The organism is Ignavibacteriales bacterium (genome assembly GCA_026390815.1).
Lineage (GTDB): Bacteria > Bacteroidota > Ignavibacteria > Ignavibacteriales > SURF-24 > JAPLFH01.
In genome coordinates this window covers 58,259-76,145 of sequence record JAPLFH010000059.1, presented here as the reverse complement: position 1 = coordinate 76,145, position 17,887 = coordinate 58,259, and the positions used below count along the sequence as shown (strand labels likewise).

6 protein-coding genes are annotated in these 17,887 nt (G+C 34.6%); all 6 read right to left on the bottom strand.

What is annotated here, in order from left to right; translation table 11 throughout:
- The coding region (locus NTX22_18475) for a hypothetical protein (protein MCX6152518.1) at window positions 1-767 on the bottom strand (767 nt) is incomplete at its 3' end.
- Window positions 768-997: 230 nt separating this feature from the next.
- Window positions 998-2,818, bottom strand: a complete 1,821-nt coding sequence (locus tag NTX22_18470; GenBank protein ID MCX6152517.1) for a T9SS type A sorting domain-containing protein — start codon at window positions 2,816-2,818, stop codon at window positions 998-1,000.
- Between the two features lie 279 nt (window positions 2,819-3,097).
- On the bottom strand, window positions 3,098-5,698 hold the full coding sequence (locus NTX22_18465) for an Ig-like domain-containing protein (protein ID MCX6152516.1): 2,601 nt from the start codon (window positions 5,696-5,698) through the stop codon (window positions 3,098-3,100).
- Between the two features lie 84 nt (window positions 5,699-5,782).
- Complete coding sequence (locus NTX22_18460) at window positions 5,783-7,846, bottom strand: cohesin domain-containing protein (protein MCX6152515.1); 2,064 nt, start codon at window positions 7,844-7,846, stop codon at window positions 5,783-5,785.
- Window positions 7,847-7,949: 103 nt separating this feature from the next.
- Window positions 7,950-15,356, bottom strand: a complete 7,407-nt coding sequence (locus tag NTX22_18455) for a T9SS type A sorting domain-containing protein (GenBank protein ID MCX6152514.1) — start codon at window positions 15,354-15,356, stop codon at window positions 7,950-7,952.
- A gap of 983 nt (window positions 15,357-16,339) precedes the next feature.
- Complete coding sequence (locus tag NTX22_18450) at window positions 16,340-17,536, bottom strand: cohesin domain-containing protein (protein MCX6152513.1); 1,197 nt, start codon at window positions 17,534-17,536, stop codon at window positions 16,340-16,342.
- Window positions 17,537-17,887 lie beyond the last annotated feature (351 nt).

Below are 17,887 nucleotides of genomic sequence, written 5' to 3'. Positions count from 1 at the left end.
AATGTTACTGAATTGGTTGGTAATGTTATTGTCTGGTCTATCCCTGCATTTACCACTGGCGACTGGTTCACTGGTGATGATGGATTTACTGTTACTTTTGCTGTATCTATCTTTACTAATGTTCCATCACTTGCTCTTAACCTTAACAAATATGTTCCTGCTTGCGGAAATGTTGCTGTGGTTACCGGTGTCTTTGTATTGGAAAATGTTACTCCCAATGGTCCTGTTAATTGTACCCACGTTATGTTCAATCCGCCTGGTGGTGTTGGTAACCCGTCATCTGTGGCACTTCCATCTAACTGTACACTATTGATTGGTAATGTTATTGTTTTATCTGGTCCTGCGCTTAATATTGGTCCCTGATTTGGTCCGCTTCCAGCTACTGTTCTTACTATAACTACATCCGATGCTGATAACTGACCATCGTTGGCTGTTAATGTTAACTGATATGTTCCGATTGCCGGAAACACTGCTGTGGTTACTGCTGAATTTGGATTACTGAATGTTACTCCTACTGGTCCACTCGTTTGTGTCCACGTTCTGGTTGTGGTTGCTGGTGGATTGGGTAATCCATCATCTGTTACTGTTCCATTTAATGTTGCTGCATTCGGCAGTGTTATGTTTAAATCTGGTCCTGCATTTACTACTGGTGCCTGATTAATAATTTGGGAAAATATATCAGTTGATGTTGGAATATAAAATAATAATATTATCGATAGTAATGAGACCCATCGATTAACATAAAAATGGGTATATAATTTTAACATCTATATTGCTCCTTTATCAAGATTATTTTTTCGTTTCTTGACTAAATTTTATATTTATTACGTATCTTATATGGGATATGTTATCTTTAATGTAAGATAACTTGTAAATTCATGCAAGTGCTTTAGGAAAAAATTATTTGAATATTTTTAGGGGAATAAGTGGTGAGAAAAAAAAGACCGCTTATCCAGCGGTCTTAATTCATTCTAGGGTATATGATATTTTATCTAAATTATCTTAAATACTGCATTTTCTTTATCATTGTGAATGTTTTTGCACTTTCTATTGATTTGGCTGTCATTCGGTATATGTACATTCCGCTTGATAAATTCTCCGGCTTCCATTCTGCTATCTGCATACCTGATTCTACCTCTCCTTCTACTAATGTCGCTACTTCCCGTCCTAATAGATCATATACTTTTATATTTACTATACTATTCTCTGGTAGTTCATATTCTACTACCGTTGTTGGATTGAACGGATTTGGATAATTTTGATCCAAATTATATTCTTCTACCTTCACTACTGATTTTGAAAGTATTGTATGTGTCTTTCCCCAATTCATTCTTACCGAGGCTAGATCTCTTCCATTTACTACTCCATCTCCATTTGCATCTAAATATGTATTCTCGATCGGTTCCCATACTGGCGCTTGATATGCTCCCCATCTATTTGATTGAACTTCCCTTACTGGTCCTGTTTTTCCAGCATTCCCATAATATGTCTGGATATCATTCCTGTCTACTATTCCATCATTATTCAAATCACCAGGCCAAACTTCTACAAAATCGGGTGCAGGTGGTGTATCTGAAAAAATAGTAAACGGAGAATCGTTAATATCAAATATTGCAGGATTACCAAACTGACTTACTCTAACGAAACAATTTTCTGATGGTGTACTGGGAACTATCCAGGAAAATGAACCATTATCTTCTGTTTGTTGTGTAATTGGTATCCAGAATAATCCTCCATTTGTACTGTACTCTATTTTAACAAAGTTTGCTGCGCCGCCATTAACTTTCTGTAAAGGATTAGAATTATTTTGTACTGCCCTATCACCACTCATATTTGTGCTAATCCAAGTAATATCCTGAGGATCACCGGCATGCCAAACTTCATTACCAGCAGGACTAGTTACAAAAATTCCAGCACCAGATGCATTAAAAACAAAGGATGTATTAGACAAACACGTTGAATTTTTTCCATCCAAATAATCAACGCCATCGTTTTCACCAAATGCTCCGTCATAATCAAATCCAGGATGATCGAATCTTCCTACTTGAAAATAGAAAACGCCATCACCTCTGTTTACTCCAACTGCTGCTGCTGTACCACCAAATCCATCTACACCATCAGAAGCATCACCTGTTGTCCATTGCATATCTCCATAACTAAAGGCAACATTTTTACCTATACCGACAATTGGATCTGTTCCATCTGAAATTATTACCTCAAATGTATTTAATTTATCTGCGTTTTCACTATAATATCCAACCCCATTCCAAATTACTGTAAATCTGTGTGCTTCAGATTTATAGTAAACTAATCCACTTAAAGGATTCTCAGTGTCAACGTCCGCCCAAAAAGGTAATATCATCACATAATCAGGACTTGGAAGTCCTTCAGGATCATAAGACCCATAATGTTCACCAAACGAAATGTTACCATTGTTATTGATATATACGGAATTAAATGTAGTTCCAAAAAAAGAGAAATCAAATTGAAGTGGAATCTCAGCACTAGAGCCATCATCATTACGCCCCATCGCTTGAGTAAAACTACTTCCATCATAAGGTATTAACATTTGGCAAACTGATGGTTGGTTCCCCGCCCGGCTTTTTAACAAGGCATTGTTGCTTTCTTTATAAGGTTTAAGACCATTCTTTAAAGCTTCCTCGTACTCTGCTTTGGAAGAGAATGTCTTATATTCATTTTTAGAAATTTTAATTTTAATTTTCTGGTCTTTATTTTTAGCATAAGAATTTTCACTTACATAAAAAATAAAACTGAAAATTAAAAACAGAAAAATACAAAATTGAAATTTTGTTCTCATAATTTCCCTCTCTAATTTAAATTTGTAAATTGTTTTGTTTATCAACTTCTATTAAAACGTTGATACTATTTCCTAAAAAATATATTTATCTAAAATAAAAATCTCTGAAAATTCCTTTTGGAATGTAACTAAATTTTAAATAAAGTCAAATATTTAAAATCATTTTAAAAACAAATAAACTTTTTGAAAAGTATCTTGAAGGGGAATTTTATTTGCTTACATACGCAAAAAAAAAAGACCGTTCGATCGACGGTCTTTTTTTTTAGAAACATATATATCTTATTTAACAAGAACCATCTTTTTAGTAACTTTATAATTCTTAGCTTCTATCTGATATAAATAAATACCCGAATTCAAATTAGAAGCATCGAAATCAACGGAATAGTAGCCCGCAGACTTAACTTCATTAACCAATTGAGCAACTTGTTGACCCAATAGATTAAATACTCTTAATACAACCTTAGATTCTTCAGAAACATCAAACTTAATCTTTGTAGTTGGATTAAATGGATTTGGATAATTCTGTTTTAAGCTAAATTCATTAGGCATACCTGGATCAGGTTTAACATCAACAGGAGAGACAACTGTAATAACAACAGTATCCTGTGCTGACAATGTACCATCTGATACTTTAACAATAACAGAATGCACACCAATTACATCTAAACCTGGCGTAAAACGGAATGTTCCAGTGGTCGATCCAATAGTCATGCGGTTGGGAACAGTTCCAACAAATGAAAATGTTAATGGATCATTATTTGGATCAACTGCTTTATACTTAAATAATATAATTTTCTGAAGGTTATTAGCCGCGAGTGATGTATCATTTAACACTTCAGTAAAATATGGTGCAGCATTAACTTTATTTACAGTTACAGCAGCAGAATCGACTATTACAAATCCGCCATCGGTAACTGATACAACAACATTAAATATACCTTGCTGAGAATAAGTTGGAGTCCATGTAAAGTTTCCAGCGCTATCAATTGCAGCGCCCGTAGGAACAGATACAGCAGCAAATTTCAAAACATTGCCATCAGGATCGGTGGCTTCGTATTTGAATGAAAGCACTTTATTCTGGTCTATTGTAACATCAGCCAATACATTTGTAAAAACAGGCGGACGATTATTGTTTGAAACAGTTATATGTGCAACGGTTGATGTAACACTCAAATGACCATCTGTAGCCTTTACTGAAACATTATGTACACCTGCCTGATCATAGCCAGGTGTCCAACTGAATGCGCCTGTTAATGAATCTATTACAGCTCCTGCTGGTACTGGTGCAACTAATGAATATTTTAATGCGTCTCCATCAGGATCCGTTGCTAAATATCCAAATGTTAATGCCTGTCCTTCATTTACTGTTGTATCATTCATCTCTTTTGTGAATACAGGTACTCTATTTGTATTGGTAACAGTAATAGTCACTTCAATACTATCTGCTGCTCCTAATGGATCCGATACTTTAAATTTTACAGAATAAGGACCAGCTTGTGTAAAATCAGGAGTCCAGGAAAAAGTCTTATCAACAAATGTAGCTCCAATAGGTAAGTCACTTGCCTGATATGTTAATAAGGTATCATCAGCGTCAGTTGCGGAAACTGAAAACGAAAGTAGTGAACCTTCTGCAACAGTCTTCGCTTCTACAGGGGAAAATACTGGTTTTGCATCTTCAACAATATTTCCGTTGTTATAAATAAAACCAGAATAAATACTGCCGAATTCATCTGTAACTTCACTGTTGCTTAAAAATATCAAAGCAGATGTACCGCCTTTATATGTAAAAACAACATCAAATAATTTCCCAGTATCAAAAGTTGGATTTACTTTTGTAAAACCAATTCTTAAAACATTACCATTAATAACATTAGCTTGTAATTGATCACCAACTGAATTTATAACGTCCTTAAATGTTAAGACATTTGGATCAAAGGAAATATCCAGTGAAGCAGATCCTACTCTTACGTTTTTAACAGTAAGCGGGAAAGTAACATCATGTCCTATAATACCTTTAAGATGAGGTAAGCTAACGGATCTATCTTTAGCAACACTTCCATTAATGTATGTAACATCCAAAGTATTATTACTAATATCGGTTAATTCTGATTGTTGATTAAAAGTAAAGAATTCTAATGGTGTAGAATTATCGATATATACAAATACCAGATCAGCAATTATACCATTCAATAAATTAAATGGTGTATTATCACTACTGAACCACCCAAGTCCTAATGTATTACCAGAAACATTACTTGTAAGGTCTACAGCTTTATTCTGTAAGCCAACAAACTGAATTACTGCAGGATTGTAATTAATCTTTAATGAAATAGAACCTACATTAACTAAGTTAAATCCTCTTAAAGGAACTTTAATTGTATCTCCAGGAGAAGCCTTGACATGATCTAACGAAATTTTTATTGGACTAGAAACTTTTCCATTTGTATAAACTACACCTAATTGTTCTCCAGATATTTTATTTATTTCACTTTGTGAAACAATAAAGTTCAGTGGACTTGTACCATTTGTATAATCGAAAATCAAATCAAGTAATTTTCCATCAGATATATTTATTGAGGTTACACCATCTGGAGAAAACCATCCAATAGAAATCTTACCATTGATAGTGTCAACATTCACAGTAATATCAGAACGAATTAGATTAGCATTTCCACGATACTTCAAAACTGAAGGCACGTATGTTAATTTTAAACTAATAGCACCAATATTATTAAAGTTCTGTACTTTAAGAGGCAAACTTAATGATGTAGCACCAACAGTAGCATTTGTATCTGGTAAACTTACAGTCACACTTTGGGAACTTAACACTTGAGCAAGTCCAAAAAATAACAGACTTAAGGTTATTAAAAATCTTTTCATGTAAATAGCCTCATAATTATTAAACAGAATTTTTAATAAAAGCTTGCAAAACTTTATCGTCTTGCAAGCTTTAATTCAACAAGTTTACTTCAAGAGAATCATGCTCTTTGTGTCAGTAAATTGACTGTTTACACCATTAAAATTTATTTTATAAAAATAAATACCACTTGTTAAATTTGAAGCATTCCAAGTAATATTATGCGAACCGGCATTATTCATACCATCGAATAATTGACTTACAAGTTGACCTTCAACATTGTAAATGATAATTGTTACATTACCATCTTGTGGAATACTATAATTTATAGTAGTTGATGGATTAAATGGATTAGGATAATTCTGATTTAAAACGAATACCTTTGGAACTGATACAGAAAACTCAGGTACGTCGAATTTTGCCATTGTTAATGTATTTCCTTTTGCATCAACAACTTCACTTTCAGAATTTAAACTTAATCCAAAATTTTCACCATCACTTACATTATTCTTTAATGAAAATTTAACTGTAGCTAAAATACTTTTATCAGCTAAAATCATAGGTTTTGAGCCGCCAGTCAAATCAGCCCAAGCAATTGAAATAATACCATTATTTTCTTTTGCAATTATTCTTGAATCAGATAATGTTATAGCTTCGAATTTTGCAACATTAACTGGATAACTAAATCTTATAGATAATGCCCCAACTTCTAAATCACCCACAACTTGGATAGGAACTTCAATCGATTCTTTTGGTTGAAGCACCGATTTTGTATCGCTAACTAAAGTTATAGATGAAACTTCTTTATTTAATCCGGCAGGATTGTAAGATTTGTTTATGTCACCAGTAACAAGTGTTTGCGCATTTACAACAACACTTGCATTAGAAATGGTTACACTTTGGTTTGCTGGAAAGAATGTCCAGTCAGGTTTATCGAATGCTGTTATCTTTTCTACATATCTTTGAACAATTAACATAGCGTCGCCATTATTAACCACACCTGAATTATTTACATCACCAGCTAATTTTTGTAATGTATCCAATACAACTAAATTAGCAAAATATCTGGCTGCTAATAAAGCATCGGCAGAATTAACTCCACCAAATGGAGTTGTTTTAGTAAAAGCAACACTGTATGAACCGCTTGTAAGATTTGTAAAAGAATAGTTACCATTAACGTCTGTTGTAGCAGTAACCGGAGCACCACCAGCAGTTAATGAAACTAAAACATTAGCAACAGGAACTGCAGAACTTCCATAAGTAACTTTACCATTAATACCTATAGATGCAGCAGTAACTGTTCCGGAAAATGTAGCAACAGTTGGAGATCCAGCGTTAAATTGGAATGATGTAAATACAACATTACATACACCATTTGCCAATACAACAGCCTTCAAATAAACTAATACACCACTGCCGGTAATATTTGTAGCTTTAGCCCAAGCTAACGCTACAGTTCCAGCAGTATTGTTAGGATTAATACTTACAGTTCCTCCAGCACCCAATGTACCCGTAGTAACGTAATCAATAATTTTAATAATATTTTTATTAAATGTAGCAGTAAAATCAAATGATCTAACATTATTTCCGTCAGATAATGCAGTAGTGATAACAGGAATAAGAATAGTATCATTAACTGCTGCATTTACATTACCAAAACTAACTGAAATAGCTGGAATGGTAACTTGACCATTGATAGTACTTGTTGCTGGTGTTCCAGCATTAAATAAGAAAGTATTATTATTTGGAGGATTTGGGTTAACAGTAGTTAAACTAGTTACCCCAACACTTTTATAATGAATTTTTAAATTAACTAAGGTTCCTGCGCCAGAGATTGCAGTAGCTTTTGCCCATGCAACAACTATTTTACCGTTTGCTATATCTGGATTAAAGACAGGATCAGTGCCTCCCGTCATTGCAAGACCTACTGTGCTCGCTTCTGTTATTTCGATAATATTCTTATCGTAATATACTGTAAACTGAAAAGCAGTAACATTTAGTCCCGTTAAATCACCTACAGTAATACCAACATACTCATCTGGTGAGCCAGCTTGCCTTGAAATTGTAGGAAGGGTAACATTTACCTGTGCAGATACTACACCATTCCATAGCATAAGCATTGCAATCCCTAAGAACAGAAGCTTAACAATACTTATTTTGAAATTTCTCATTTATTACCTCTTCTTTTAGTGCAAAATTTTGTTGATCATTTTTGAGTTTTTTTTATAAAGCGAGGCATAGGAAATGCCTCGCTCTATTTTCAGAATCAACTTTTTACTTCAGAAGATTCATCTTCTTTGTCGATACAAATGAACCAGCTTCAATTCTGTAGATATACATACCTGACGAAATTTGCTGTCCGTACTCATTTGTTCCGTTCCATTCCATCGTATAGAATCCAGCTTCTTGTTGACCATTGAACAAGGTTTTAACTTTCTGACCTAAAAGGTTGTAGATTGTTAATGTAACCCTGCTATCAAAAGCCAATGAATACTTGATTTTAGTATTTGGGTTAAATGGATTTGGATAATTCTGACTTAACTCAAATTGTGCTGGTATTTGTCTTACAGATAAAGCGCTCAAGTTTTTCTGAAGAGCATCATTAAGATTGCTTGTTCCAGAAACACTTACTCTTGCTTCTTTATCTTTCAGTTTTAGTGCAATTACTGCAACATTACCATCTGCCAATGGACTAATACCACACATAGCAATATTCAACTTTCCATTTGCATAGTTATATAACATTTGCCATCCTTCAGGCAAGCTACCTTTAACACTTTCAACATCAACTAATTTGTTATCGATGTCTAAAGTAACTTGAGCGGATAAAACATTGTTAGAATTTGATAATTTAACCGGGACTCTAACAACATCAGTTCCTACCTGACCTTCTAATTGACCAAAAGAAACATCACCATTTACAGAAACTGATTTCAGTAATGTTGGAAAATGACCGTTTACTACATAATATAGAACATATGAAGCATCCAATGCACCAACATTTCCATCACCAGTTACTTCAGCAGCCCACAATGATTGTGGATCTGTTATAGTAATTAAACCAACAACATGTTGTAATATTAATGATGCGTCTATTGCCTGAACTGCACCATTACCATCAACATCACCTTTAAGTCTCTTGTATGTAACTGTTACTTGACCGTTCGGTGTTGCAGTTACTATTGCAACATTATCAGTAACATTTACAACTACTGAAAATGTTTTACCTGCATCTGCAAACGCTGGAGTTAAAGTAAGATCTCCAGAAGTTGCGTTGATACTCTTGGTTCCAGCAAATGCTGGTGTAACTGAGATTAAGCTGTAGGTTAAAACATCACCAGCATCAGCATCAGTAGCAATATACTTAAATGTAAATACGCTGTCATTAGCTATAGAAACATTACCTAACTTTGCTGTAAATTCAGGAGCTCTGTTAGCATTTACTACAGTAACTCTTACTTTTATTGAATCACTCATACCACCAAGTGATGCTTTTACAATAAAGTTATATACACCAGCATCAGTATAGGTTGGAGTCCAAGCCATTGCCAATGTATCATTATCTGAATGAACTGAATTTAATGTTGTGAACACTGCACCTGCAGGAGCACCAACAGTTGCAAATGCAATTCCACCTCTTAATAAATCAGTTTGTCTTGCAATAAAATTGAATGCAAGAGCCTGGTTTTCATTAACAGTTAACGATGTATCTGGATTAGCCGTTCCTTTCTTATAAGGTTGTACAAAGAATGGAGCAATTGAAGGAATTCCAATTGTAAATCTTGTACCTTGTGGAATAATTTGTCCATTTGTACCAGTTGAAGCACCTAATACACGCAATGTAATAGTAGTATCACCTGGTAACGGATAATCTAACTGCATCAAGTTAGCATAATTTGAAGCAGTTCCCTGCATATACCATTTGTTATCTGCAACGTTGCCATCATATCTGCGGATTGCTCTTAATTTATTATAATCCAAAAAGCTTCTTGACATATTAGTACCAACTAATTCAAGATCGAATTTTTGAGCTGGGCCTAAGCTGTATGGCATAGAAGTAACTTTCCAATAATATGGTGCAAAACTACCAATACTATTGCCAGTACCATCATCAATAGGTAATCCATCCAAACCGCTAGATAATACATCCATATGATTAACAGTAATGTATATATTATCCTGTGCAGTATAAGCTGTATTAAATTGAATTGTAGCTGGTCTCCAATCAGGATGTCTTTGTCTAGTAAGATTAGTATCTGAACCTACTGGATATTCAAATCTTGTAGGACCAGGACCAAATACTGGATCGCCAGAACCCTGTGGAATATATTTAGATACATTACCAACAACATGGCTGAATCTGCCAACTGCCGGGTTATGTATAAAGCCTTGAATTTGTGTACCTAAGAATACTGAGTTGTTATTTGTAACTAACAAACCATCATATAAATATAAAGTACCAACTGTAAGTGTAGCAGCTGCATTAGGCATTACTACTCTTCCAGAATGTGGTGTCTGAAGGGCTTTGTTCATGGTAAGATTATTAACTCCATCACTTGTCCATAATACAAAGTTCTGGTCATTTCTTCCGCTGAATAATAAATTAACAGCAGCTCCAAAATTACCAGACGGACTTGTTAGGGTTAAATTACCATAAGCGTTTAATGTACCACCTTGATAAGTATTATTTACAGTTGTATTACCAGCAACAGCTAAATTGCCAGTGTATACACCATTCAATATTGCATTACCAGGAACTAACGGATCTAAGAAACCAACATTTGCATCACCACTAAAAGTACCAAATGAGGCGTCATGATCGATGTTTGCAATTGTAACACCTGATAAAACATTAGGACCAACACCATCAAGATCTACAGAATTAAAAGTACCATTAAGTGTAGCTGTTCCAGCATGAACATTAACATTTGTTACAGTAACATTTGCTGTAGAAGTTAAATTGCCAGCAACATCAAGTGTACCAAAAATGTAAACACCACCTGTACTTACAGCACTACTGATTAAAGTACCTCTTGTTAATGTAGCACTCGCTATATTTGTTACCTGCAAAGTACCGCCATTAAGGTCAAATTGAGTAGCTGCAAGATTTAAGTTCATGGTAAAATCACCAACAGCACGTACTCTATTAACTAAAGTAAGTGTTGTAAAGTAAGATAAATTAGCACTTCCATGAACCAATAAATTATTAACAACTATTGTAGCAGGCCATTCAGTTGCTTCTGTACTTCTAACTGCAGAATTTGAGTATATTAAACTGATAGGACCACCAGTAACACTATTATCAAGTAGAAAACCGTTTACTCTATCAATAGTAGTACCGCTTGCCATATTAACAGCGTAAGCTGTAGCAGCTGGCATAGCTTCATATGTACCAGCTATTAAGTTATATAAACGATTTACTGTAATATCTTTTGATGCATTTACATCGGTATTAACAAATAAATCTCTTAATACGCTTGTTGTTCCTGCTGGCATTTCCTTACCAACATTATATGCTCCGCCTGCTGCATAATAAATATCAACACCGTCTACTCCAACTGTAGTAACTGTTGGGAATACTGGTGCGTTATTTAATGCTCCACCGTCTCTTCTTTCAATCCAGGCTTGATTACCAAATATTAAACGGCCATCGTTAGCAGGTGTTGCACCTGTACTAAATCCACCGTTTCCAAATACAAATCTATGGGAAACAGTTATTGGGTTTCCGGTACCAGTAAGTGTTACACCACCAATACCTTCAACTCTTAAGTTTTGTATAATTAATCCAGCAGCAGCACTCATCTGTTGCGCTGATGCATTATTAAATACTAACTCGCCATTATCTATATCGGCAACTCCCAAACCTTTATTAGAAATCGACAGGAATGAACCAGAAGTATAGACAAACTCCGTACCTCCAGTACCAGTTAATTCAATATCATAACTATTAAGATTTACAGTACCACTGGTGAAAGTAAATGCACCAGGAACTACTAACATTCTATCACCGTCAGCATCTGTTTGTCCAATTAATGTAAAAGTATTAGCTGCGTTTGCAACTACTAAATTTGGTACAACAGGATTAACCACTGTACCATAATCATCAACTGAACCACCTGTACCAGCAGCACCAAACATTGTTAGGGTAACAGGACCAGTAATTTGCATTGTACCGGTTGTACCATAATTTTGGTTAGTAATATGGTACCAAATTGTTCCTTTATTTTCGAATGTATTTCCGTTCAAATCCAATTGACTTGTAAATGTACCAGCAGTTGCATCAGTATTACCAACAATCAATTGTTGACTAACACCGGTATTGCCGGTCATTGTGGTTACAATTCCACCATCCTTAAGAGGATCAATATGAATACGGGGTACTAAAATACCGCTTGTATTAATACTTGCTGAAGTACGGAATTGTAAGTAACCTTTATCAGTAACACCGGTAGCAGCAAATGCACCACCAGTAGCTGAGAATAGACCATCATCGCTCCACCAAACGTTAAAGTTGGCGAAATCAAAAGTACCAGCAGTTAAAGAAAATCCTTGAATTGCAGCAAGTGGGAATTCAACATTGTTTGTTAATGTTACAACACCACCATTCTGAATGTAATTCAAAATGTCGCCAGGGTTACCAGCAGTTGTTTTCATTCCAAGGTTTACAGTACCAGCAGTTACTAATAATCGATAGCCAGCAACATCTTTACCAATAACCTTTAAATCGGTTACATCATTAACACCAGCAGCCGAATTAATCTGCATGTTTTCAACCTGGGCAACACCGCTTCCGCCAGTCGTGCTTCCATTACCTGTTAAGATAAGGATATCAGTGTTTGCAGCAGAAGAAACCAAGCCGCCAATTTGATTTGCATAAGCAGTTCCATTGGCTATTAAATTGCCGCCATTCAAATGAAATCTTGCACCTGGTACAACATTTAAACTACCAGAGATAGTTTTGGTTGTTGTATTTTGTACATATTGACCGGCACTTATTAAAGAACCGATAGTAAGATTTCTTACTCTGTTAACCTGGAATTCTGTTCCAACTGGAGGAGTTGGAGTAGTAGCAGTCAGGTTTCCAAAGTATTCAAGATCGTAAGAAACATTTGTTGTATTGAAATTAGCTGGGATGCCAACAAATGGTTTTCCATCTGTTCCAGCAACACCAGTATCATTTAAGTTCATCTTAATTGTTGGCACTGGAACAATCACTATGCTTAAATTAAAGAACTCAGCAGGGGTTGGAATATTTATTCCACCACGGGTTAATTGCAATACACCCGATAATGTTACCACTGTAGCAGCAGAAACATCTACTGTATGTGTTTCATCAGCCATTCTAACTTCTACGTTAGAATAAATACCAGTTCCACCAATTTTTTGCATTTGTGGAACAGCACCAACTGAAGGATCTTCAAATATAACTCCACCGCCTCCGGTAGCAGTATATTGTCCACCATTTGTAAACACACCAGCTTGACCAACCATTCTTATATTTAATGTACCAAGAGCCATTGTAGTATTGGCATTTATAGTAGCGGTAGTAATAACCTCAACAGAACCGTTTACTAAACTAACGCCAGTACCAACAGAACTAACTACTAAGTTATCAACTTTAAAGTTAGGACCACCAGATAAAACTTGTCCTTGTCCGCCGGAACTAAACTGTAATGTTCCATTGTAAACAAGTCCAGCATTTACACCAAATTGACCGGTAGTTCTAAAGAAATTATTTTTCATATTAAGTACAGGAGAACCTGTAAACCTAACAGTACCATTAGTTTCTGTAAATACACCAAATACAATTACGTCACCGCGTAATTCAAAAATTGAACCCGCATTACTAATATTAACAGTTCCATTTATTTGCATTGATTGAGGAGCAAGAATGGATTGTAACAAAGCACCGTTACCAGACATAGTAACACTACCCTGTATTGTAGCATTAGTACCTGCATTAAAAATAGCATCGCCTGCACCAGACATTGTAAGGTTGCCACTTAGAGTTGTTAATGCTGTTAAAGTAGCATTACCATTGTTCTGAATAAATAGCGAACCAGCAATAGATGTTGCAGCCGTAAGAATTAAGTTACCAGTTCCATTAACAGTAACATTACCATTAAATTGTGTAGAAGCCAAAAATGTAACGGCGCCGCCGCCTGTACGTATATTTGGCCATGTACCATTACCATTAACTGTAATTAAGTTAGTAGTATTTGTAAAGTCAACCAATCCAACTCCAATTGCAGTTGTTGTAACAGAGCCTAAATTGTTATGAGAACCTGCAGCTACATCTAAAGCTAATTTAAGAGTGTTGCCATTTACGGCAATCAAAGATGTAGCATTAGCATTTGATAACCTTCCCTGAGAAGGACCAGCTGAAGGTACTGTACCAACAGTTAAGTCACCAAGTAAATTAACTGTACCGCCATTATCATTAATTAAATCCATACTGATATTTGAAGCGGTAGAAGAATTACCAACGTTCATAACACCTGCGCCGGCACCAGGACCAGTTGCATCATTAATAAAACTAACCCATACTCTTTCTGGAGTAGCAGTAAGACCACCAGAAGTAGAGGTTACAACTGAAACATTTATAGTACCGTTATCTGTATTTTGAACGAAAGCTAAGTGATCACCAGGACCCGCCGTTGTTTTAGAATCAACAAAGCTTAATGTTTGTAAGAACGTTAAAGTACCATTTGTAGCGTTTTCAACAACTGGTCCAGCAGCTGGATTAAAATTACCAGTCTGAAGTGTAAATGTTACATTGTTGTTGAAAGTCATCGTTCCATTTAAACTATTTAGTATCCGAGTTAAGGCTCCTGCATTATTAGAAACAGCAACTTGTCCACTAAAAGTTACAGCACCAGCACCGTTATTTTGAATAACACCGCCGGTAGTAAAAGTAATAAATGGTGCATTGGCAACAGTTAACGATGTGCCACCGCCACGTGTACTAATAATGCTTCCACCAGCTATTGTGTTTGGTAATTCGCCGCCGGTAACCTGTGGAGTTACTGCACCATTATAAGTAAAAATTCTGGCAGCAGCACTATATGCAAACGTACCGGTTAAACTACCATCTGTTCTTTCGATATTAACGATAGAAGCGGCAACATCAAAGCTTGCTAAACTTACAAGGCTTAGACTGCCACTTTGTAAATCAATTTTATTATAACCCAACATTCCAGCAGCAGTTGCTAATGGACCTAAAGCAGTACTAACACTTTGAACGCCGGGGTTTTCGGCTTCGAAAGTAATTGTTTTACCTGCCGAAACATCAATTGTTAAATCTCGGTTAACGCCGTTTCCGCCGTCAAGATATAAAACGTTAGACAAATTATAGGTTTGAATGATAAACCTCATGCTCTTGGTTCCGGCTAATTGGAGACCATCGGCATCGTTACCACCGCCAATTCCTGATTGATCCTTGTAATATTCACCAGCAGCAGTCATTACGATGGTGCCATCATCAAACTTGGCATAGCAATCAGATATTGTTCTTTTCGGACCAACCAGACCTCCTGTGTGCGTAGGATTGGTTCCATCATACTGATCGTCACCATCTGTCACGTTCAAGTATCTTGTAGTTTGCGCTTGTGAGTAGCTTGTAAAGAATCCAACAAGGAAAACAAGCAGGAAACTAATTTTAAGAAGGTTTTTAAGATTCATATTTTTCTCCGAAAAATATTTCAAAATAATTTTTTAACTAAAAGAATTTGTACATCACGTTGTAAGTTATAAAAACTTAAGGATGGAAAATGCGACCTTAAGGCGGTAAACATTTTTGCATAAATTTCCCTCCGATTTGTTATTGCTAAAATATGATTTTTATTGTAGTCTATTATGTTCACAATCTATTAAATTTATTAGGAAATATTATTTCTTCGTCCAAATATATGTTAAATTACTTTAAAAGCAATAAAATTGTCATAATTAAAAATAAAAATTATTTAACGTAACATATAAAATTAAATTTATTTTTTATACGATTAAGAATACTTTCACCACCCAAGGCAGCTCTATTTTTATTTGTCTGCAAATATTTTAACGAAACATAGAATATTTTAATAAAAAACACAAGCATATTTATTATTATTGCAAACTATTATGAGAAATATTTTTATCAATATTTTTTGAAATTGTTTGTAAACTCCTAAAAAAACTGTAACAATTTATATTAAAGATGTGGAATTTATTGTGCCTGCAAAAACCACTTAAAAAACTATTTTCATTTATTTCTGGCACAATTTAATTTATTTAGGCTTCCTTGTCAAGAAGTAATTTTTAAAAGTGAAACAAAACACCATATTACTTATTTGCTAACCTTAACCAGACGAAGCCAGAACCCAAAAGTGAAAAATGAATAACGAACAAAGAATGTAGAATTTAGAATGGGAAAAACTTCATCATTCATTATTTCTGGTCCCATATTCGATGTTCTAATTAAAAAATAATATACTGCCAAATATTATACAAATTTTAATTTTAGGTACTAAAATATTTCAGGTAAAATAAAAAAATCTTACTAAGTCACCTTACGCAGCATTTTGAACTCTACCCCAAATCCCCTTCTCTTTGAAAGAGAAGGGGACTAAGGAGATGTGTTCTTTGGCTCAAATATCTAACGATGCGAAAGGTGACTTACTAACATACTATTTCATCAATAAAAGTTTAATCGAATCAATAAAAATAATATCGTTTTTATTGTTGATATTTCTCGCGATCAATTTAAGTAAATAAATTCCCGTAGAGAAATTTTCTCCATCAAAAATAATTTTGTGAATGCCTTTGTTTCTTTCCTCACTTATTAGAGATACTATTTCCTTACCTAGAATATCACAAATAAAAATATCTACAAACGAATCTGCTGGCAAATAAAATAACACTGATGTAACCGGGTTGAAAGGATTTGGATAGTTTTGTTCCAGTTTGTATTCATCAATATTTCCGATGCTGTTATTTTTTACTGATACTACAGAGGTTATGCTTCCATCCAGATAATTTACTTCTAACTTTTTACCAAATGAATCATCTATTTCTGATTCAGTTTTACTAAAAGATAAATTTGTATATCCACCCAAATATCTGAAATTAATATCTAATAACTTCCCGTTTGAAAAATTCAAAGGAGAGTTTCCTGTTATATCAAACCAACCTAAAGTTAAAATACCATTTGAACAACTTGTAATAATTGAAAGATTATCTTTTATATTATTGATACTAGAAAATTCAACAACTGATGCATTAAAAAAAATCCTTAATGAAAAAGCACCAATATCATTAAAATCAGTAACGCTAATTGGTATATTAACTAACCCGAACATTGTATCTGTAATACTAACATTTGCAATGCTGATTGATAAGCCTGAGACGATAATTTGTCCATCTAAAATATTAGTTGAAAGTTCACCGGCGTTGAAAATAAAAGTTTTATTTGAGTTCAATGGATTTGTAAAACTTAATTTTGTAATTCCAGAATTAATTAAATCTGTATGAAAGTTCAAAAGTTTGCCGTAACCGGCTAAAGGAAACGCAGACGCAAATGCCACAGTTATTTGCCCATTCACAGTATCAGTTGTATAAGTAAAGAATCCACCACTCATTCCATCCAGCTCCCCGATTGAAGCTTTATTTATCCTAATAATATTTTTATCGTAATATAATGTACATTGGAATGCAGTGATATTTTTTCCTGTGAGATCACTCACTACTAATCCCGCCTCGACAGATTGTCCTTTCTGTCCGGATATGTTGGGTAATTCTAAATTAATTTGTGCGGAGATTAAACCCTGGCACAGGAAAATGAAAGTAAAGAAACAAAGCAGAAAAATTTTTATTTTTTTATTCATCAGTAGTTTATATTAATTTAGTTTGTATTTAGTTTTACATTTATGAGTTCACTATAAAAAGTCCAAGTGCTCAAATTGTCAATCCCACAAACCTGCCAGCAGTTGACTGAAGTGGGAATGTATTCAAAATTTTAGGTTTTTTAGATTCCCGCTTTCCTGCAGCAAGCAGGTCTTAATGGGAATGACCTTTTTAGAACAGACTCATTTAAAAAAGGAATAAATGACATTACTAAATATTTCCCGCTGTAAAATTTTTTGTTAACGAACTACAAACTAATGAAAATATTTTAAATTTGTTCTCAATTAATCTTGACATTATCATCCGCTCCCTTTATCAATACATGTTCAACG